The 19,895-nt window shown below is 73.1% G+C and carries 20 protein-coding genes; 12 read left to right on the top strand and 8 right to left on the bottom strand.

The features are described 5' to 3' along the window. Positions 1–165 precede the first annotated feature (165 nt). The 4 genes from QCZ28_RS26120 to aroA are packed head-to-tail and all read right to left on the bottom strand — an operon-like array spanning position 166 to position 4,358. Positions 166–1,020 carry a hypothetical protein gene (locus QCZ28_RS26120; RefSeq protein WP_279519168.1) on the bottom strand — a complete coding sequence of 285 codons (855 nt, stop codon included), beginning with the start codon at positions 1,018–1,020 and terminating at the stop codon, positions 166–168. A 59-nt stretch (positions 1,021–1,079) separates the two neighbouring features. Continuing rightward, entirely contained in the window at positions 1,080–1,898 is an 819-nt protein-coding gene (hisN, locus tag QCZ28_RS26125) for a histidinol-phosphatase (protein ID WP_279519119.1), read from the bottom strand. Between the two features lie 28 nt (positions 1,899–1,926). After that, positions 1,927–3,087 carry a ribosome small subunit-dependent GTPase A gene (gene rsgA / locus QCZ28_RS26130; protein ID WP_279519120.1) on the bottom strand — a complete coding sequence of 387 codons (1,161 nt, stop codon included), beginning with the start codon at positions 3,085–3,087 and terminating at the stop codon, positions 1,927–1,929. Continuing rightward, positions 3,057–4,358 carry a 3-phosphoshikimate 1-carboxyvinyltransferase gene (aroA, locus tag QCZ28_RS26135; RefSeq protein ID WP_279519121.1) on the bottom strand — a complete coding sequence of 434 codons (1,302 nt, stop codon included), beginning with the start codon at positions 4,356–4,358 and terminating at the stop codon, positions 3,057–3,059. The genes rsgA and aroA overlap by 31 nt, the downstream gene beginning before the upstream one ends. Positions 4,359–4,461: 103 nt before the next feature. Here aroA and QCZ28_RS26140 point away from each other — a divergent pair, with 103 nt between their 5' ends. The 8 genes from QCZ28_RS26140 (at position 4,462) to QCZ28_RS26175 (ending at position 8,918) form a co-directional block, all read left to right on the top strand. Beyond that, complete coding sequence (locus QCZ28_RS26140; protein WP_279519122.1) at positions 4,462–5,172, top strand: SOS response-associated peptidase; 711 nt, start codon at positions 4,462–4,464, stop codon at positions 5,170–5,172. Between the two features lie 196 nt (positions 5,173–5,368). Further along, positions 5,369–5,761, top strand: coding sequence for a WhiB family transcriptional regulator (locus QCZ28_RS26145; RefSeq protein WP_030336652.1), 393 nt, complete (start codon positions 5,369–5,371; stop codon positions 5,759–5,761). 51 nt (positions 5,762–5,812) lie between these two features. Then, a complete protein-coding gene (locus tag QCZ28_RS26150; protein ID WP_279519123.1) occupies positions 5,813–6,430 on the top strand; it encodes an alpha/beta family hydrolase in 618 nt (205 codons plus the stop codon). A gap of 235 nt (positions 6,431–6,665) precedes the next feature. Continuing rightward, positions 6,666–7,493: a sigma-70 family RNA polymerase sigma factor gene (locus QCZ28_RS26155; protein ID WP_030336656.1), complete on the top strand. Its 828-nt coding sequence runs from the start codon at positions 6,666–6,668 to the stop codon at positions 7,491–7,493. A gap of 1 nt (position 7,494) precedes the next feature. Beyond that, complete coding sequence (gene rsrA, locus QCZ28_RS26160) at positions 7,495–7,782, top strand: mycothiol system anti-sigma-R factor (RefSeq protein WP_030336658.1); 288 nt, start codon at positions 7,495–7,497, stop codon at positions 7,780–7,782. 8 nt (positions 7,783–7,790) lie between these two features. Further along, positions 7,791–7,985, top strand: a complete 195-nt coding sequence (locus QCZ28_RS26165; protein WP_030336659.1) for a hypothetical protein — start codon at positions 7,791–7,793, stop codon at positions 7,983–7,985. Between the two features lie 205 nt (positions 7,986–8,190). After that, positions 8,191–8,412, top strand: a complete 222-nt coding sequence (locus QCZ28_RS26170) for a biotin/lipoyl-binding carrier protein (protein ID WP_208648903.1) — start codon at positions 8,191–8,193, stop codon at positions 8,410–8,412. Then, on the top strand, positions 8,409–8,918 hold the full coding sequence (locus tag QCZ28_RS26175) for a GNAT family N-acetyltransferase (protein ID WP_279519124.1): 510 nt from the start codon (positions 8,409–8,411) through the stop codon (positions 8,916–8,918). Before QCZ28_RS26170 ends, QCZ28_RS26175 begins: the two co-directional genes overlap by 4 nt. 22 nt (positions 8,919–8,940) lie before the next feature. On the opposite strand, the gene QCZ28_RS26180 is transcribed toward QCZ28_RS26175, so the two are convergent. Beyond that, positions 8,941–9,519 carry a helix-turn-helix domain containing protein gene (locus QCZ28_RS26180; protein ID WP_279519125.1) on the bottom strand — a complete coding sequence of 193 codons (579 nt, stop codon included), beginning with the start codon at positions 9,517–9,519 and terminating at the stop codon, positions 8,941–8,943. Between the two features lie 111 nt (positions 9,520–9,630). Here QCZ28_RS26180 and QCZ28_RS26185 point away from each other — a divergent pair, with 111 nt between their 5' ends. Next, positions 9,631–11,220, top strand: a complete 1,590-nt coding sequence (locus tag QCZ28_RS26185) for an MDR family MFS transporter (RefSeq protein WP_279519126.1) — start codon at positions 9,631–9,633, stop codon at positions 11,218–11,220. A gap of 27 nt (positions 11,221–11,247) precedes the next feature. Here QCZ28_RS26185 and QCZ28_RS26190 read toward each other — a convergent pair whose 3' ends face one another. Continuing rightward, positions 11,248–13,089 carry a tetratricopeptide repeat protein gene (locus QCZ28_RS26190; protein ID WP_279519127.1) on the bottom strand — a complete coding sequence of 614 codons (1,842 nt, stop codon included), beginning with the start codon at positions 13,087–13,089 and terminating at the stop codon, positions 11,248–11,250. A 188-nt stretch (positions 13,090–13,277) separates the two neighbouring features. On the opposite strand from QCZ28_RS26190, the gene QCZ28_RS26195 reads away from it, so the two are divergent. Together QCZ28_RS26195 and QCZ28_RS26200 are read left to right on the top strand one after the other, a co-directional pair. Beyond that, complete coding sequence (locus tag QCZ28_RS26195) at positions 13,278–14,309, top strand: SIS domain-containing protein (RefSeq protein WP_210858365.1); 1,032 nt, start codon at positions 13,278–13,280, stop codon at positions 14,307–14,309. A gap of 25 nt (positions 14,310–14,334) precedes the next feature. Then, positions 14,335–15,927 carry a PAS domain-containing sensor histidine kinase gene (locus QCZ28_RS26200; protein WP_279519128.1) on the top strand — a complete coding sequence of 531 codons (1,593 nt, stop codon included), beginning with the start codon at positions 14,335–14,337 and terminating at the stop codon, positions 15,925–15,927. A 149-nt stretch (positions 15,928–16,076) separates the two neighbouring features. On the opposite strand, the gene QCZ28_RS26205 is transcribed toward QCZ28_RS26200, so the two are convergent. Both QCZ28_RS26205 and QCZ28_RS26210 read right to left on the bottom strand, forming a co-directional pair. After that, entirely contained in the window at positions 16,077–17,627 is a 1,551-nt protein-coding gene (locus tag QCZ28_RS26205) for a glycosyltransferase family 39 protein (RefSeq protein WP_279519129.1), read from the bottom strand. Positions 17,628–17,663: 36 nt separating this feature from the next. Continuing rightward, entirely contained in the window at positions 17,664–18,689 is a 1,026-nt protein-coding gene (locus tag QCZ28_RS26210; protein WP_279519130.1) for an aldo/keto reductase family protein, read from the bottom strand. Between the two features lie 63 nt (positions 18,690–18,752). Between QCZ28_RS26210 and QCZ28_RS26215 the strand changes: the two genes are divergently transcribed. After that, positions 18,753–19,664, top strand: a complete 912-nt coding sequence (locus tag QCZ28_RS26215) for an ArsR family transcriptional regulator (protein WP_279519131.1) — start codon at positions 18,753–18,755, stop codon at positions 19,662–19,664. The last annotated feature ends 231 nt before the right edge of the window (positions 19,665–19,895 follow it).

A 19,895-nucleotide genomic window follows, 5' to 3' on the forward strand; every position in this document is an offset into this window, starting at 1 on the left:
GGATCGCGACGACCGTCGCGCGGTCCCGCCCGGAATGCTCGTCGCCATGATCCGTGCAACATCGGGGATGTTGCTGCCTCCCACACGCCGGAGGCAGCAACTTCGGGGAAGTTGCGTGGATCTGAGGGCGCGGGGCGGGGCATGGGGTGCGGCGCGGGGCTTGTATCAGCCTGGGCGGGTCGCGGCGACCATCGCGCGGTCCCGCCCGGGGGTCACCGAGGGGTGCTGCTGCGGCTGCGCGTACCGGGTCAGGCCGATCACCGCGGCCAGGGTGACCAGGAAGCCGGCCGCAGCCAGCCACTCCCGCCCCGGCCAGATCTTGTCGTTGAGCAGCAGCAGGCCGACGATCGCGGCCGGCACCGCCCCGGCGGCGTCCATCGCGGCGACCGCGGCGGTCGTCGAGCCGCGCTGCATGGCCAGACCGAGCAGCAGCTGACCGACGATCGAGTGGGCGATCAGCAGGTAGAACAGCGGGTTGACGAGGAACGCCTCGGCGGACGGCGTGGACGCCAGCGGTCGGGCGGCGACAGCGGCCGAGCTGAACGCCAGCCCGGCCAGGGAGCCGAGGGCCACCGAACCCGGTGCCCCGTGCAGCCGTACGGCGAAGACCCCGAGCACCGCGATCACGCCGAGCGCCACCAGCAGGGCTATCGAACCGGCGGTGCCGAGCTGCTTCGACGGTGCCGGCCGGGCGGACAGCACCAGCGCGGTGATCCCCGCGAAGAGCAACGCCAGCAGCACCACCTCCGCCGCCGGCAACCGCCACTTCAACACCAGCACCCCGAGGATGGCGGTCACCCCGAGCCCGGCGGCCACGCTGGCCTGCACGAGGAACAGCGGCAGGTCCCGTCGGGCCAGGAAGGCGAGCACGAAGCCGCCGATCTGACAGCCCAGGCCGACCAGGTACGTCCGGTGCCCGGCGAGGCGCAGCAGCAGGCCCGGATCGAAGGTGTGGTGGACCGTGGTGCGGGCCGCCGCCACCGACTGGAGCAGGTTGGCGAAGCCGTACGCGACGATCATCGCCGCGAGGAAGCACCAGCCGGAGGAGACCACCTGGCGAGGATAGAGGTTGCCGGGGGTCAGCGCGCGGCTGGTCGATCGAGGCGGGTGAGGATGTCGGCGTGCAGCACACCGTTGGTGGCCACCACGCTGCTGTCGGTGCCCGGGTCGCCCGTCGGGGCCGGTCGACCGGCCAGATCAGTGACCGTGCCACCCGCCTCCGTGATGATCGGCACCAGCGCCGCCACGTCCCACAGCGACAGCTCCGGCTCGGCCATCACGTCCAGTGCCCCCTCGGCCAACAGCATGTAGCCGTAGAAGTCGCCGTACGCCCGGCTGCGCCAGCTGTCCCGCATCAGGTCGAGCACCGCGTCGAGCCGGCCGGCCCGCTCCCACCCGTCCAGCGAGGAGTAGCAGAAGCTGGCGTCCGCGACCCCGCGCACCGCGGACACACCGATCCGCTCGCCCGCCGCGAGGTTCGTCCCGGCGTACGTGCCCGCGCCCGCGCTCGCCCACCAGCGGCGTCCGAGCGCCGGTGCGGACACCACGCCGACCGCCGGCCGGTCTCCGTCGTAGAGCGCGATCAGGGTGGCCCAGATCGGCACGCCCCGGACGAAGTTCTTGGTGCCGTCGATCGGGTCGATGATCCACCGGCGGCCGTTCGCGTCGGCGGACGGCTGTGCGCCGTACTCCTCACCGAGCAGCCCGTCGGCCGGACGGTGCTCGGCCAGCACGGCGCGGATCTCCCGCTCCACGGCGGTGTCCGCGTCGGAGACCGGCGTCAGGTCGGGCTTCGCCTCGACGCGCAGGTCGAGCGCGCGGAACCGGGCCGTGGCGATGGCGTCGGCCCGGTCGGCGAGCAGGTGGGCGAGGGCGAGGTCGTCGGCGTACCCGGTCATCCCGGCAACCTAGCCCACGCCCGTCGGGTCACTCGTCGGGCCCGCGCCGGTCACCCTCGCCCGGCCCGCGCTGGTCACTGTCGCCACGCGAGTCACCCTCGCCGGCACGGGAGGCGAGCAACCGGCGGTACGAGGCCAGCCGGCGCGGGTCGGCCTTACCGGCGGCCACCCAGGCGTCCAGCCCACACTCGGCCTCGTCGGCCGTGTGCGGGCAGTTCGGTGGGCAGTCGACGGTGCCCTCGACCAGGTCCGGAAAGCCGTGCAGCAGGCTGTCGGCCGAAACGTGCGCCAACCCGAAGCTGCGGATCCCGGGGGTGTCGATGATCCAACCCGGGTCGGTGTCGACCCCGGGCACCGGTGGCAGCCGCAGCGCCACCGCGCTGGTCGAGGTGTGCCGGCCCCGGCCGATCGCGCTGACCACGCCGACCGCGCGCAGCGCGTCCGGCACCAGCCGGTTGACCAGCGTCGACTTGCCCACCCCGGAGTGCCCGACCAGCACCGACACCTTGCCGCTCAACAGCGCGCGGAGCGCGTCGAGGTCGGAGTCGGGGCGGTTGAGCACGTACGGCAGCTCCAACTCGGTGTAGTAGCCGAGCACCTCCTCCGGCCCGGCCAGGTCGGCCTTGGTGAGGCAGAGCAGCGGCTCGACGTCCGCGTCGTACGCGGCCACCAGGCAACGGTCGATGAACCCGGTACGCGGCGGCGGGTCGGCCAACGCGCTCACGATCACCAACTGGTCGGCGTTGGCCACCACCACCCGTTCCAGCCGGCCCTCGGCGGTGGTCTCGTCGTCGTCGGCGGTGCGCCGCAGCACCGAACGGCGCTCGGCGATCCGGACGATGCGGGCGAGTGCGCCCTCCGCGCCGGACGTGTCGCCGACCAGGCTGACCCGGTCACCCACCACCACCGACTTGCGGCCCAGCTCGCGGGCCCGCATCGCGGTGACAGTGGGCAGCTCGGCGCCGACCACGCCCCGCTCCGCCCCGGACAGCACGCAGGTGTAGCGCCCCCGGTCGACGGCGATGACGAACCCGTCGACCGCGTCGGCGTGCCGCGGGCGGGTGCGCGTACGCGGGCGCGACGACTTACCGGGCCGGACCCGTACGTCGTCCTCGTCGTACTCCCGCCGTTTGGTCGCCAGGACCTTCCTCCGTCGCGTCAGCTCTTGCCGGTCACCATCGCTGACCATAGTGCCGGGAACTCGGGCATCGTCTTGGAGGTACACCCCACGTCGTCGACCTCGATGCCCGGAACGGCGAGCCCGGCCACCGCGGCGGCGTGAGCCATCCGGTGGTCGTGGTAGGTGTGGAAGAGCCCGCCGCGCAGCGGACGGGGCCGGATCTCCAACCCGTCGGGGGTCTCGGTGATGTCCGCGCCGAGCCCGCCGAACTCCCGCGTGAGCGCGGCGAGCCGGTCGGTCTCGTGGCCCCGGATGTGGCCGACACCGGTGAAGACCGACGGTGAGTCGGCCAGCAGGGCCAGCGCGGTCAGCACCAGGGTCAGCTCGCCGACGTCGGACAGGTCGGCGGTCAGACCGTGCACCACGCCGGTGCCGCGCACCGTCAGCCCGTCGGTGGAGAGGCTGACCTCGCCGCCCATCCGTTGCAGCAGCGAGCGGAGCTGCTCGACCGGCTGGGCGCTGCTGTGCGGCCAGCCCTGCAGGGTCACCTCACCGCCGGTGACCAGGGCGGCGGCGAAGAACGGCACGGCGCCGGACAAATCCGGCTCGATGTCCCAGCCGCGCCCGGTGAGCGGGCCGGGCTCGACGGTCCAGACATCGGGGGTGCTGTCGTCGACGGCCGCGCCGGCGGCCCGCAGCATCTGCACCGTCATCCGCAGGTGCGGCGCGGACGGCACCGGCGGGCCGACGTGGCGCACCACGACGCCCCGGTCGAAGCGCGGGGCGGCCAGCAACAGCCCGGAGACGAGCTGGCTGGATGCGGACGCGTCGATCACCACCTCGCCCCCGGTGACCCGGCCGGTGCCGCGCACGGTCAGCGGGAGGCTGCCGGTGCCGGTGACGTCGATCCGGACGCCCAGCGAGCGCAGCGCGTCGACCAGCGGGCCCAGCGGCCGGGTGCGGACGTACGGGTCGCCGTCGAAGCTGACCTGCCCGTCGGCCAGGCCCGCCACCGGTGGCACGAACCGCATCACGGTGCCGGCCAGCCCGACGTCGACGTGGGCGGGGCCGACCAGCGGGTGCGGGCGGACCAGCCAGCGCTCGTCGTCGCTGATCGACACGTGCGCGCCCATCGCCCGCAGGCCGGCGGCCATCAACTCGGTGTCCCGGGCCCGCAGCGGCCGGGCCAGCGTCGACGGGCCGGCCGCCAGCGCGCTGAGCACCAGGGCGCGGGCCGTCATCGATTTGGAACCGGGCAGGCGCAAGGTCGCTGCCACCGGGTCGGATGCGGTCGGTGCGGTCCACGGCTGCGGCGGCCGGGTCGCTGTCAGGTTCCCCACGGTTACATTCTGCCGTGTCGTCGGGGGGTCAGCGGCACCCGGCGCTCGTACTCCCGGTTGTCGGGACAGCCGACAGCGCCCCCGACGCGTTAGCGTGTGCCCCATGTGCGGCAGGTACGCGACGACCCGGAGCGCCGGCGAGCTGAGCGCGCTGTTCGAGTCGTCCGACGACTCCGACGGCCAGGTCCGCGCCGACCACAACGTCGCGCCCACCGACCCGGTGCCGCTGGTCCGGCTCAGCCCGGAGGGGCACCGCAGCCTCTGCGTCGGCCGCTGGGGTCTGTTGCCGCACTGGTCCCGGTCCGCCTCGGGGGCCGCCCGCATGATCAACGCGCGGGCGGAGACGGTGGCCACCAGCCGGGCGTACGCGGGCTCCTTCGCCCGTCGCCGCTGCCTGATCCCGGCCGACGGCTGGTACGAGTGGGTCCGGCTGCCCGATGGTGGCCGCCAGGCGTACTTCATGACCCCCCGGGACGGTTCGGTGCTGGCCCTGGCCGGCATCTGGTCGGTCTGGGAGTCCGACGCCGAGACCCGGCTCACCTTCAGCGTGCTGACGACCGCGGCGCTCGGCGACCTGGCCGAGGTGCACGACCGGATGCCGGTGCTGCTGCCGGCGGAGCGTTGGTCGTCGTGGTTGGCCCCGACGGACGAGCCGCAACGGCTGCTGAGCCCGGCGTCGGCGGAGCAGTTGGCGGGGTTGGAGATCCGCCCGGTGGGCGCGGCGGTGGGAGACGTCCGCAACGACGGGCCGCACCTGACCGCCCGGGTGTCGGTGGCGCCGACGGTGACGCCGCAGGAGTTGACCCTCTTCTGACGCTGTCGCGCATCGTCGGCCGCCGATTTGCCAGGGTTCCGCGTGATTCGTCTCCCGACTGTTCAGTCAGGTTCCCGGCAGACCCTTGTCCCGATGTTGCGAAGTGCGATAGAACACAGCGCCGGTAGTGGACATCGATTCGCACGGGGCGGACGACGTCCACCGATCTTGCCGGTCCCACGGGGGAGGTGGGCGGATGACACGGGCACGTATGCCGCGTCCGCACGAGGTGGCGGCGGCGCGGCGAGATCCGCGACTGCTGCGGGCAGTGCGGGAACGGCGACAGGACGACGCGTGGCGTACCAGGGGCACCTGCCAGAGCGTCGATCCGGAGACCTTCTTTCCGGCACCGAACGAACCGGCGGACGCCGCCGTCGCGCTGTGCCGCAGTTGTGACGTACAGGGGTCCTGCCTGGCCTGGGCCCTCGACGTCGGCGACTGCCACGGCGTCTGGGGCGGCACCACGCCCCGGGAACGACGGGCGATGCTCGTCGCCTGGCGCGGCGAGGTCGACCCCGACCCGGACGCCATCGACGACGCCGGCCCGCCGGTGCGCGACCGCCTGCTCGCCCTGGTCCCGCTGAGCTGATCGGCGGCCGGGTTCGCGCCCGTCGCCGGTCCGGCGGCGCAGAATGGTGCGGTGCCACCCAGCGACGACATCGACACCCCGCGCGGTCCGGCGCGGATCGACACCGACCTGCCGGCCCGACCGGCCACCGCCCTGCTCGTCCTCGGGCACGGTGCGGGCGGCAGCGTCGACGCGCCCGACCTGCTCGCGGTCCGGGACGCGTCGGTCGCGGCCGGCCTGGCGGTGGTCCGGGTGACCCAGCCGTACCGGGTCGCCGGTCGACGGGCGCCGGCGCCGGCCGGTCACCTCGACGAAGCCTGGGTGGCGGTGCTCGGCGTGCTGCGTGACCGGCACGCCGACGTGCCGACGGTGGTGGTCGGTGGGCGTTCCAGTGGCGCGCGGGTGGCCTGCCGGACGGCCCGCGCGGTGGGCGCGGTGGGCGTGGTCGCCCTGGCCTTTCCGCTGCACCCGCCCGGCCGGCCGGAACGCTCACGGGCCGCCGAACTGGACACCGGTCTGCCGACGCTTGTCGTCAACGGTGACCGGGACCCGTTCGGGACGCCGGAGCCGGGGCCGGCGGTGCAGGTGGTGAGCCGTCCCGGTGAGACGCACGATCTGCGCCGGGATCCGGCCGGCACCGCCGCCGCCGTGCGCGACTGGCTGTCCGCCCAGGGCTGGGCGGCCGGCTGACCGGTCGCGTCGGCTCGCCGGGGCGACCGTTTCCGGTGCCGGGCACGGGTCGTTGCATCCGATGGTGCCGCCGGCCCGATCCGGGCCGGTGACACCAGTCCTCCCAGGCCCTTCCTGGTCCCAGCGCCGGCCGCCGTCGGGGCCGGGACCAGGAACGGGGAGAGCCGGCCGGAATGCCCCAGTGGTCATCTCGCGTTACTACCCCCGGACGACTTTTCTGCGAGGGGGGTGACCGGTGCCAACCGAGACACGAAGCCTGGAACAGGATGAACGGGACGCCCGGCAGTTGAAGCGGCTGCTGGACGGCCCGCAGTGGCCCGCCACGGCGGGACCGGGCGGGGTGGGTGCGGTGAGCACGGGCACACCAGCCGGAAGTGAATCTGTGGGTAGGTCCGTGCGCGTATCCTCGGCGGGAAAGCATCCGACGCGAGGGGATGTGCGGTTGACCACCGAGAAGACGGACGAGCGCAGGGCCCGATTCGAGCGGGACGCGATGCCATTCGTCGATCAGCTCTACGCTGCTGGGCTGCGAATGACGCGCAACCCGGCGGATGCCGAGGACCTGGTCCAGGAGACCTACCTGAAGGCGTACGCGGCCTTCCACCAGTTCGAGCAGGGCACGAACCTGAAGGCCTGGCTGTACCGGATCCTGACCAACACCTACATCAACTCCTACCGCAAGCGGCAGCGCCAGCCGATCCAGGCGCCCACGGAGGAGATCACCGACTGGCAGCTCGCCGAGGCCGAGTCGCACACCTCCAGCGGGTTGCGCTCCGCCGAGACGGAGGCACTGGACCGGCTGCCGGACAGTGACGTCAAGGAGGCCCTCCAGCAGTTGCCGGAGGAGTTCCGCCTGGCCGTCTACCTCACCGATGTCGAGGGCTTCTCCTACAAGGAGGTCGCCGACATCATGGGTACGCCGATCGGCACCGTGATGTCGCGTCTGCACCGTGGCCGTCGTAATCTGCGCAAGCTGCTCGAGCGCTACGCGGGGGAGCGGGGCTTCAGTGCGGCCCGCTCGGCGAAGGGTTCGACCGCCGCCGCTGCCGGCCGGGAGGTGTGACGTGAGCTGTGGGGAGCCGCACGAGACGGACTGCCGCGAAGTCCTCGCGGAGGTGTATCTCTACCTGGATCTGGAGTGCGCCGACGAGCGCCGCTCGCTGATCCGGCACCACCTGGACGAGTGCGGGCCCTGCCTGCGCGAGTACGGGCTGGAGCAGGAGGTGCGGGCGCTGGTGGCGCGTTGCTGTGGCAACGAGACCGCGCCGGACGAGCTGCGTGAGCGGCTGCGGGTCAAGCTCACCGAGCTGGTGGTGTTCGAGACCAGCGATTCCCGTGAGCTGGCCGACTGAGCGTCGGCATGAGCTGGCAAGACCGGTGGCCCGGGTCGATGTCGACCCGGGCCACCGGTGTGTCCGGCCTCGGCCGGCTGAGCGACGACGGGCAGTGGGCCCGTCGACCCGTTCAGGAGTTGGGACGCTTGCCGTGGTTCGCGGCGCTCTTCTTACGAGCCTTCTTCTTCCGGGACTTCTTCGCCATGCTGACCTCCTCGTGATGGGTCGGATCCGTCCTGCGCACGACCTCGGCGCGGATGCGGCCACCGGCGGTCCGGCGTCGGGTCCGACCCGCTGATGGTAGTGCGGTCGGCACCCGCCGCCTCCCCCAGGGCGGGAGTGCCGTCCCGGCTGTGCCGCTGCGCGCCCACCACCGGTCGACGCATGATTGGATACGTCGGCAGGCACGTCGCGAAGAGGGAGGGCCTGGACATGGCCGAGGAGATCCGCGCCGAGATGGTGGCCAACGTCTGGAAGGTCGTCGCCACGGCGGGTGACACGGTGGCCGAGGGTGACACCCTGGTGATCCTCGAGTCGATGAAGATGGAGATCCCGGTCGTCGCCGAGTCCGACGGTGTGCTCCAGCAGCTCGCCGTGCACGAGGGCGACGTCGTGCAGGACGGTGACCTGATCGCGGTGATCGCTTGACCGGGCTGCTGGTCCGTCCGGCCGAGCCCGCCGACTTCCCAGCGGTGGCCCGGCTGACCGTTGCCGCGTACGAGGCGGACGGTCAGCTCAAGGGCGAGCACGGGTACGGCGAGGTGCTGGCCGACGTGGCGACCCGGGCCGCCAGCGGCGAGGTGCTGGTCGCTGTCGACGAGCTGACCGGGGCGGTGCTCGGCTCGGTCACGTTCGTGCTGCCGGGCACCCCGTTCGCGGAGCTGTCCGGGCCGGGCGAGGCGGAGTTCCGGATGCTCGCCGTCGACCCGGGCGCGCAGGGTCGTGGCGTCGGTGCCGTGTTGGTCGAGGCGTGTGTCGACCGGGCTACCGGGTTGGGTTGCACGGCGGTGGTGATCTGCGTCCGGGCCGGGATGGCCGCTCCGGCGCACCGGCTCTACTCGCGGCGCGGGTTCGTCCGCGCGCCGGAGAAGGACTGGTCGCCGGTGCCGGGCGTGGACCTGCTCGGTCTGCGACTGAGCCTGACGCGCGGCTGAGCCGCTGCCGGGCGGGCCCGGGTCAGGCGTCGGGCTGGGTGCCGATGGCGGCCAGCAGCTCGTCGGCCACCTCCAGCGCGAGCTTGCGACGTTCGTCGTCGCTGATGTGCGGCGCGCGTACCGCGAACCAGCTGGTGTGCACCGCGAACAGGGACAGCGCGGCGCGAAGCTGGGCGGCGGGAGAGTCGTCGCCCCGGCAGAGCGCGTCGGCCAGCTCCAACATCCGACCGCGCATCTTCTGACCGGAGGAGAGGCTCTTGAGCGCGGTCTGGTTCTGCTCGAAGAAGCGCATCACCGACGGCTGGGCGCCGTCGAACATCGTGTCGGCGTACCGGGAGATCAGCTCGCGTCGGGTGGCCAGGGTCGCGGGCTGGGTGGCGGCCCAGGCGGTCAGCGCGTCCATCCGCTCCAGCCGGTCCTCGACGAAGCTGGCGACGATGTCGTCCTTGCTCTTGAAGTGGTAGTAGAGCGCGGCCTTGGTGACGTTGAGGCGCTCGGCGATCTCCCGGAGCGAGGTCTTCTCGTACCCCTGCTCGGTGAAGAGTTCGAGCGCGACGGCCTTGATCCGTTCCCGCGTTCCGCCGCCTGTGCTCTCGCTCACCCACGCCCCCTAATGTGCTTGACCGATGCCCGTACCCAACTTACCGTGCGGCTAGTAAGGTGACTAGCCGGGCGGCAAGTAAGTATGGCAATCCTCGGGGGGAGCTTATCCATGACTCAGGCAACCCAGGTCGGCACACGACCCAACAACATCAGGGTCGTGCTGTTCGGGCTGATGATCGCGATGATGCTCGCGATGCTCGACAACATGATCGTCAGCACCGCGTTGCCGCGGATCGTCGGCGAGTTCGGCGGGCTCAACCACTTCACCTGGGTGGTTACCGCGTACGTCCTGGGCACCACCGTCTCCACCCCGATCTGGGGCAAGCTCGGTGACCTCTACGGCCGCAAGTCGGTCTTCCTGACCTCGGTCGTCATCTTCCTGGTCGGCTCCGCCCTCTGCGGCATGGCCGGCTCCGGCATGTTCGGCGGCCCGCAGGACGGCATGGTCCAGCTCATCGCCTTCCGGGCCGTGCAGGGCCTCGGCGCCGGTGGCCTCATGGTCGGCGTGATGGCGATCATCGGTGACCTGGTCCCGCCCCGCGAGCGCGGGCGCTACCAGGGCATGATCGCCGGCATCATGGCCATCGCCATGGTCGCCGGCCCGCTGGTCGGCGGCTTCATCACCGACCACCTCTCCTGGCGCTGGGCGTTCTACGTGAACCTGCCGCTGGGCGGTGTCGCGCTGCTCGTGCTGATCACCACCATGCACCTGCCGAAGTACCGCACCGAGCACCGGATCGACTGGCTCGGCGCCGGGCTGCTCTCGGTCGGCATCACCGCGATCGTGCTCATCACCACCTGGGGTGGCAACGAGTACGACTGGACCTCGCCGCAGATCCTCGGCCTGGCCGTGTTGGCCGTCGTCGCACTGGTCGTGTTCGGCCTCGTGGAACGCCGGGTCCAGGAGCCGATCCTGCCGTTGGCGCTCTTCGCCAACCGCAACTTCGCGCTGATCTCGGTGATCGGGTTCCTGCTCGGCTTCGCGATGTTCGGCGCGATGAACTTCCTGCCGCTGTACCAGCAGACCGTGCAGGGGGCGTCGGCGACCAACAGTGGTCTGCTGCTGCTGCCCCTGATGTTCGGCATGCTGGTCGTCTCGCTGGTCATCGGCCGGGCGATCACCCGCAACGGCAGGTACCGGGCGTACCCGATCATCGGTGGTGTGGTGATGACCGGGGGCATGGCGCTGCTGTCCATGCTCGACACCGACACCAGCAAGCTGATGTCCTCGCTGTACATGATCGTGCTCGGCGTCGGCATGGGCTTCCTCATGCAGACGTCGATGCTGATCGCGCAGAACAGCGTGGAGCAGAAGGACCTCGGCGCGGCCAGCGGCGCGGCCACCTTCTTCCGGTCGATCGGCGGCTCGTTCGGCATCTCGCTGTTCGGCGCGATCTTCGCCAGCCGGCTGGCCGGCTCGGAGGGCGGTAGGGCCTTCGGTGGCGGCGAGGCCGGGGCCGGGATGGACCTGGCGAAGCTCAGGGAGTTGCCCGCCCAGGCCCGCGAGGCGGTGCTCGGCGGTCTCTCCGACGCCATCTCGCACGTCTTCCTCTGGGCGGTCCTGTTCACCATCGTGATCCCGGTGCTCGCCTGGTTCATCAAGGAGATCCCGCTGCGCACCGCGAACGAGGCCCCGCCACAGGCCACCCCGGAGGAGAACGCCGAGGTAGCCCTAGGCAAGGCTGCCCCGGTCGCCTGACCAACCGCGACAAGCGCCGCGTCGACCTCACGGTCGGCGCGGCGCGCCCCTGCTCAGGCGTTGCCAGAGGCGGCGTAGGGGGTTGCGGGGGCGGGGGAGCCGGGGGGAGTGGGTGTTCAGCAGGTCGGTGGCCAGCGCAGCGGTCGCCGGGTCCAGCTGTGGGGCGGCCAGTGCCAGGTGCGCCAGCGACGCGGCGATCGGGACCGGTCGGGTCCGCGCCACGTCGGCCACGTCGGCCAACCGCTCCGCCACCACCCGGGCCACGTCCGGCCGGACCGAAGGGTCGACCCAGGCCGCGGTGACGAGGGCGAACAGCGCCGCCTCGGTGACCCAGTCCTCGACGCCCCAGACCAGGTCGAGGAGCACCCGGCGTCGGGTCGAGCCCTCCCACGGCTCGTCGGTGCGGTGGTGCAGCAGCCCCAGGCAGGCCCACACCTGCACGCCACGGACCCAGACCGACGGGTCGTGAGCGGCGAGCAGCCGACCCACCGCGTTGGCCGGCGCGGCCGGCGGGTGCACCAGCAGGCCGAGCAGGTCGGCCAGCTCAAGGCCGGCCAGGCCCACCGCCGCGTCGTACGCCGCCGGTGGGTGTGCCCACGCCGGGTGGGCGATCTGCCCGATCCGTTCGACAGCAGCCGCCGAGGGCGCCGCCAGCGCGGGCGTGGGGACGGCGTCCGCGTAGTGCCACAACCGTTGCGCTGACGCCCGTCGGGGTTCGCGCGGGTCGGGCTCCGGCGCGCCGACGACCTCGATCCGCAGCCCGGGGGCGGTGGCGATCGCCGTTCCGACCGCGCTGGGCGGGGCGGCGGCGGGTAGGCGTACGGCACCGCCGAGGCCGTTGTCGTCGTCGGCGACCGCCTGGCGCATCGCGTCGACCAGCGGCCCACCGGCCGGGGTGAGCTGGCCGAGCCAGGGCCGGCCCCGGCAGCACTGGGCCAGGTCGCCGTGCTCGTGGCTGTCGTCCGGGTGGTCCCGCACGAAGTCGGCGAGCGCGACCAGATGGGCGAGGTCGCCGTCGCGCAGGTGCCGCAGGCGGTGGGCGGTGTGCACCGCGCAGTCGAACGACGGATCGCGCGCCAGCGCCCGCTCGGTCCACTCCAGCGCCTCGTCCAGTCGGCCGATCTCGGCCAGGGTGCCGGCGATGTCCGCGTAGATCGCCAGGTCGTCGGGGTCCAGCTCGACGGCCCGACCGAGGGCCGCGAGGCCGTCGCGGGTCCGGCCCGAGCTGCGGTACGCGTACCCGAGCCACACCTCGCCCATCTTCGAGGGTTGGGCGCGTACCCCTCGGGTGGCCCAGCGGACCGCCAGCTCGGCCTCGCCGAGGCGTCGGGCCAGCGCGGACGCCGCCCCCAGCAGCAGACCGTGTTCGGGGTGCACGGTGGCCGCGTTGCGCGCGAGGGCGAGGTACGGGGACAGCGGGGCCCGGCCGATGCGGGGGACGGGGTCGGGCAGCGCGGCGCAGATCTGCATGAGGACGCGGGCGATGTGCTCCGGGTCCAGTCGTTCGGCCAGTTCGGGCGCGGTCACCCAGGGCACGCCGGCCCACTCGGTGCCGGGTGCGTAGGCCGTCGCCGCGGCCAGCAGCTCCAGCCCTTCGGCGGGGCGGCCGGCGGTGGCCAGGAGGTGCGCGCGGGCGACCACCGCGCCCACGAAGGTGTGGTGGTTGATCGGGAAGAGGTCGAGGCCGCCGCCGCTCGTCGCGGCGAGCCGGGCCAGCGTCTCGTGCACCTCCGGAAGGGTGGGGGCCTGCGCCAACGCACCGGCGAGGTGGCCGGCGGCGTGGTGCAGGTCGCCCTCGTCAAGGGCCAGCCGGGCCAGCGCCAGCTCCTCCGTCACGGAGAGCGCGGGATCGTCCGTTCCCTCAGGCACGTCGTCCTCTCGTGGCAGCTAGTCCGGGTGCGGCGGGGTGAAGCTTAGTTGATATTGAGATCAACTGGTGATCAGCTGCGCAGTCCTGCTCGTTCGATTGCTGAGTTACGGTTAAAAGTGCAAGACTGAGCAAGAATCGCGCGGCAATCGCGCAGAGGAGGGGTTCCGTGACACGTGCAGGGGCTGGAATGGCCGCCGACATCGACGAGCAGCCGGCTGGCTACGCGCGCCTGCTCTCCGCGGCCAACGCCGCGGAGATCGCCCGGGTCGCGGCGGTCATCGCCGAACGTCGGCCACGGCACGTGGTCTTCACCGCGCGGGGCACCTCCGACCACGCGGCGCTCTACGGGGCCTACCTGACCGAGATCCGGCTCGGCCTGCCCGCCGGGCTCGCCTCGCCCAGCGTCGTCACCCTGTTCGGGGCCCGCCCCGACCTGTCCGACGCGCTGGTCGTCGGGGTCAGCCAGAGCGGTGGCTCACCCGACCTGGCCGAGGTGCTGCGCGCCGCCCGCGCCTCCGGCGCGCTGACCCTCGCGGTGACCAACGCCCCCGACTCGCCGCTGGTCGACGTGGCCGAGCTGAGCGTCGACATCGCCGCCGGGCACGAGCGGGCGGTGGCCGCCACCAAGACGTACACCGCCGAGCTGCTCGCCCTGTTGATGCTGGTGGAGGGGGTCCGGGCCGGCGACGGGGTGCTGCCGACCGCCGAACGGGAAGCGCTCGACGCGCTGCCCGAGCTGGCTGCCCGCACCCTGGCCGACGACACCCCGGCCCAGCTCGCCCCGCGCTACCGGTTCGCCCGCCAGTTGGTCACCACCGGCCGCGGCTACGCCTACCCGACCGCCCGGGAGGCCGCGCTGAAGCTGATGGAGACCTCGTACCTGCCGGCGCTCGCCTTCTCCGGTGCCGACCTGCTGCACGGCCCGCTCGCGATGACCGACCCGGAGGTCCCGGTGCTCGCCGTGGTCGGCTCCGGCCCCGGCGGTCGGTCGATGGGGGAGGTGCTGCCCCGCCTCGGCGAACGCCGCGCCGACGTCGTGGTGGTCGGCTCCGCCGACGTGCCGGGCGCCACCCGGCTGGCCGTTCCCGAGGTCGACGAGCGGTACGCCCCACTGCTGGACATCCTGCCGATGCAGCGGCTGGCGCTGGCCCTGGCGCTCACCCGGGGTGAGGATCCGGACGCGCCGCGCGGGTTGAAGAAGGTCACCGCGACGATGTGAGGCGTGGCGTGGCACCCTGGTCACCGTGTCCACGCTGCGCGACCTCGCCGAGGAGCACACCCATCTCCGTCCGGCCGACATCGACCACCTGCACCGGATCGCCGGCGACTGGCAGCTGCTCTCCGATCTCTCCTTCGCTGACCTGCTGCTCTGGGTGCCTGTCGACACCGAGGGCACGTTCCTCTGCGTCGCCCAGGTCCGTCCGACCACCGCGCCGACCGCGTACCAGGACGACCAGGTGGGTCGGATCGTCGGCGGGCCGGAGGTGGCCCACCTGGGGGTGGCGTACTCCCAGGGTCGGATCTGGCGGGAGGGCGACCCGGTCTGGTACGGCGACGTGCCGGCCCGACACGAGGCGATCCCGGTTCGGCTGCGTACCGCCGAGGGGGAGGCCGGCGAGGTGATCGCCGTGGTGGGGCGGGACACCAACCTCTCCACCGCGCGTACGCCCAGCCAGCTGGAGCTGAACTACCTCACCACCGCCGACGACCTGGCGCAGATGATCGCGGACGGCACGTTCCCGCCGCCACGGCATCCGGGCGAGACCACCTCGGCGCCCCGGGTCGGCGACGGCCTGGTCCGGCTCGACGCCGGCGGCAAGGTCACCTACGCCAGCCCGAACGCGCAGTCCGCGTACCGCCGACTGGGCTACGCCGCGCACCTGGTGGGCGAGGATCTGGCCGCGCTGCACCGCCGGCTGGCCGGCGACCCGCTGGACGGCACCGAGGCGTCGAACGGGATCCTGGCCGCGCTGCGCGGTGAGGCGCCGCCCCGCCGGGAGATCGACGCACGGGGTGCCACGATGCTCACCAGGGCGCTGCCGCTGATGCCGGCCGGGGTGCCGATCGGGGCGCTGGTGCTGGTCCGGGACATCACCGAGGTTCGCCGCCGGGACCGGGCACTGATCACCAAGGACGCCACCATCCGGGAGATCCACCATCGGGTGAAGAACAACCTCCAGACGGTGGCTGCGCTGCTGCGGTTGCAGGCCCGCCGGGTGGCGATGCCGGAGGCCCGGGTCGCGCTTGAGGAATCGGTCCGACGGGTCGCCTCGATCGCCCTGGTGCACGAGACGCTCTCCATGTCCAGCGACGAGGCGGTCGAGTTCGACGGCATCGTCGACCGGGTGGCCAGTGCGGCGACCGAGGTCGCGGCGACCGAGGTGAGCGTCGGCATGCGGCGGCGGGGCAGCTTCGGCGTGCTGCCGGCGGAGATCGCCACCTCGCTGGTGATGGTCCTCAACGAACTGCTGCTCAACGCCGTCGAGCACGGCTTCCCGCCGGCCGACGAGGCGGACGAGGTCCCGGTGCCCGCCGCGTCCGGCATGGTGCCGGTCGCCGCCCCCGAGGTCGACCCGTCGCTGCGGCCCGAGGTGGTGGTCTCCGCGCACCGGTTCCGCAAGATGCTGCACGTCTCGGTGACCGACAACGGCCGCGGTCTACCGCCGGACTTCGACGCCGAACACGGCAGCCGGCTCGGCCTCCAGATCGTCCGCGCGCTGATCACCGGGGAGCTGCGCGGCACCATCGAACTGCGGGCCGGTGCCAACGGCGGCACCGAGGCGGTGCTGGTCATCCCGCTGGCCCGCAGCGCCCCGGAGGGACGCTCCCAACCCTGACCCGCCCTGCCGCCTCCGATGGGGCGGGGTCCGCAGCGGGAGCGGATGTCGGGATGGGCGTGATGCCTCTCAGTCATCAGGATGACTGAGAGGCATCAGGCGCATCGAGGTGGGTGGGCCCGGTCGCCGGCCGTCGCCCCGGGGTCGGGTCAGCGGTCGGAGCGGGTGGTCAGCAGAGCGACGGTCAGGCCGGGGCGCTGCCAGACCTGCGCGACGGTGAAGTCCGCGCGGAGCGCGTCGCCCTTGGCGTCGGGCACGGTGGCCAGCGGGTCGGCGTGCCGGCCGGAGACGACGAGCCACACCCGTGTCGTACCGGCCAGGCACTGTGCCGGCTGGGGGCACTCGGCGGCCCACAGATCGCCGCGGCGTGCCTCGTCCTCGGTGACCAGCACGTCGCGTGGTGGGTCGGCGAGGTGGTATTCGATGCCGAGGTCGAGGAAGAGCCAGCTGTGCCGGGGCGAGTAGACCACCGCGTCCCCCGGTCGTTGACCGTCCGCGATCACCCGCGCCGCCCCCGCGTAGTCCACCGGGGCGCTGCGCGGCCACTCGTGGGTGCGTCGCAGCGCCGCCTGGTCGGGCAGGCCGAGCAGCCCGGCCAGGACCACCACCACCAGCGCGCCCGGCGCGGTCACGGCGGCGAGCGCCGCCCCCGCCAACAGGCAGGCGAAGGGCACCACGAAGACCAGGTACCGGGGCACCCACAGCGGCACGACCGCGCCGGCGGCGAAGAGCAGCAGTACGGGCAGCAGCACCGCGCTGACCGGCAGCACCGCGCGCCGCCCGAGCCGGGCCGCGCCCAGCGCGGCGACCCCGACCAGCAGGCCACCCACCACACTGCTCTGGGCCGCGCCGCCGGGCAGCGCGCTCAGGTCGTCCGGCCGGACCAGGTGGACCCAGTTCAACTGCCGGGACTGCTGGGTCCGGGCCTTCACCAGCAACGGGGTGACCAACAGCGCGGCCGGCAGCACGGCGACCAGCCACCGCCACACCCGCCGGTCCCGCTCGACGTCGAGGCGCGGGGCGACGCTGCCGGCTGCGGCTGCGGCTGGGGCGGCGCTGGCTGGGGCGGCGATGCCGGCCGCAGCCGGGCCGCGCCACCAGGCGATGAGGACGACCAGCGCGTGGGCGGCGAGCAGGGTGAGCGCGATCAGATGGATGAGCCCGAGCGCGGCGACGGCGGTGGCGTAACCGGCCCAACGGGCCCAGCTCGGCCGGCGCAACGCGGTCACCAGCAGCAGTGTGGCGAGCACGGCGAGCATGGTGGCCAGCGCGTACGGCCGGGCCTCCTGCCCGTAGCGGGAGGTGCCGGGAAGCACCGCGAACAGCAGCCCGGCGAAGAGGCCGGCGCGCCGGTCGACGAGCCGCGCGCCGAGCACGGCGAGCAGCCCGGCCGCCACCGTCATCGCCAGCACCGCCGGTAGCCGCAGGGCGATCGTGGCGTCGCCGACGACGGTGGTCCACCCGTGCATCAGCAGGTAGTACGGCCCGGTGGCGGCGTCGATGGTGCCGGCCAGCCGGGCCAGGTCGGTGGGTGAACGGGTGGCCGCGCTCCACGTCGCCAACTCGTCGCGCCAGAGCTGGGCGGAGCCCAGCCCGGTCACTGTCACCGCCAGGGTCAGCAGCGCCGGGGGAAGCCAGACCGGCAGGCGGCGCAGCCGCTCCCACGCCGTGCCGGCCGACCTCTCGGACAATTGCCCCACGGTTCGAGCCTGCCACGGCCACCCTCCCCGTGGGCGTCACCCAGCGGCAGGGGACGGGCGCCAGGCGGACATCACGTCGTTCGGTCGGGCGGTCTTCGCCGGATCACGCTCCACGAGTTCGTCGAGCACGGCGTCGATGCGGGCGATCAGCTCGTCGTCGAGCCGTACCGTGGCCGCCTTGGCCGTCTCGGCGAGCTGCTCCGGCCGGGACGCGCCGACGATCGCGCTCGCCACGGTCGGACGGGCCAGCACCCACGCCACCGCCAGCTGGGCCATCGTGCAGCCGGCCGCCTCGGCGACCGGTCGGAGCTGGCGTACCCGGGAGAGCAGCAGATCCGAGGAGTAGCGGGCGATGAACGAGCCACCGAAGCCGTCGGTGGCCCGGGAGCCGGCGGGCGGACGTCGGCCAGGTTCGTACCGACCGGTCAGCACGCCCATCGCGAGTGGTGACCAGGCGAGCTGGCCCAGGCCGAGGTCCGCGCAGGCGGGCGACACCTCGGCCTCCACCACCCGCCACAGCATCGAGTACTGCGGCTGGTTGGCGATGAACGGGATGCGCAGCTCGGCGGCGAGCCGCAGGCCCTCGCGCAGCTGCGGGGCGGTCCACTCGGAGGCGCCGACGTAGAGCACCTTGCCCTGGCGGACCAGGTCGGCGAAGGCGAGCATCGTCTCCTCCAGCGGCACGCTGTCGTCGTACCGGTGCGCCTGGTAGAGGTCGACGTAGTCGGTGCCCAGCCGGTTCAGCGAGGCGTGGCAGCCCTCGATGATGTGTTTGCGGGACAGCCCGGCGTCGTTGGCCCCCGGCCCGACCGGCAGGCACACCTTCGTGCACAGCTCGATCGAGCTGCGCCGGACGCCGCTCAGCGCCTTGCCCAACGCCTCCTCGGCCCGCCCGTTGGCGTACCGGTCGGCGGTGTCGAACGTGGTGATGCCCGCGTCCAGGGCGGCGGCCACGCACGCCGCCGCCGCGTCGTCGTCGAGCTGGTTGCCGTGGGTGACCCAGTTGCCGTACGCGACCGCGCTGACGCGCAGGCCCGAGCGGCCCAGTTGCCTGTGCTCCATACCGAGGATCCTCGGGCCGCCCCGCGCTGTCGCCGAACCGTTCGACCGTGGTCGAATCCGTGGGTGATCGAGGTTCGGTTCTCGCCCGACGACCTGAGCCGGGTCCGGTTCGTGCACTCGCCGCTGGCCGAGCTGGTGGCCAGCTCCTGGGCGTTGCGCAAGCCGACGAAGTACTGGATGCACCGCCCGTGGCGGGAACGCGCGGAGCGGCTGCTGCCGGACGCCGGCCTGGAGCCGCTGCTGGCGGTGCTCAGGTCGTCCAACGGTTACGTGCCGGATTTCCTCACCCCGATCGGGGCGGCACCGAACCTGGCCGCCGAGCTGCGGGCGGTCGCCGGCACCGACCCGTCCCTGGTACGCCGGCAACTGGACCGGGCCGGCGCACCCCGGCTGACCACTGACGAGCTGGTCGCGCAGCTGCACCGGTACTTCACACTGCTGATCGCACCGGACTGGCCCCGACTGCGGGCCCTCGCACTGGCCGACATCCGGCGGCGGACGCTGCTCGCCGCCGAGCAGGGTGGACGCATCCTGCTCCGCGAGCTGCACCCGTTGATCCGCTGGGACGGCGCTGCCCTGCGGGTCGCCGTCGGCACGACCAGGCCGGCCGGTCTGGACGGACGCCCGTGGACGCTGCTGCCCACCTCCTTCTCCGGGCCGACGGTGCACGCGATCTGGGAAGGTGACGCCGGGCCGGCCCTCTGCTATCCGCCCGCCGGGCTCGGTGACCTGTGGGCCGCGCCGCCGCCCAGCGCCGCGCTGGGCGCCCTGCTCGGCGGTACGCGGGCGGCGGCGCTCGCCCTGCTCGACGCGCCGCTGAGCACCGGTGAGTTGGCCGCGATGCTGGGTCTCGCGCCGGCGACCGCGTCGCACCACCTCACCACGCTGCGGGACAACGGCCTGATCGTCGGCGTACGCCAGGGACGGGTGGTGCGTTATGCCCGAACTGTCCTCGGTGACCAACTGGTCGGCTGACCTCCGGCCCGTGATGTGGGATCCAGCACGCGGACATTGGCCGGCCCCCATGGGGTGTGGCAGCATGAGCCCATGACCGCCGCAGTCGTCCGCCGCTTCGTGGCACGTCGCCACGTCGATTACGGCCGCGTGCGCAGCGCGATCTGTCCGGCCTACTGACGACGCCCGACCAATCCGTCTCGGGCGCGCTCGCGCCGGCTGTCTGAAGACACCGTTGTCCCGCCCGCTTCG

The organism is Micromonospora sp. DH14 (genome assembly GCF_029809455.1).
Classification (GTDB): domain Bacteria; phylum Actinomycetota; class Actinomycetes; order Mycobacteriales; family Micromonosporaceae; genus Micromonospora; species Micromonospora parva.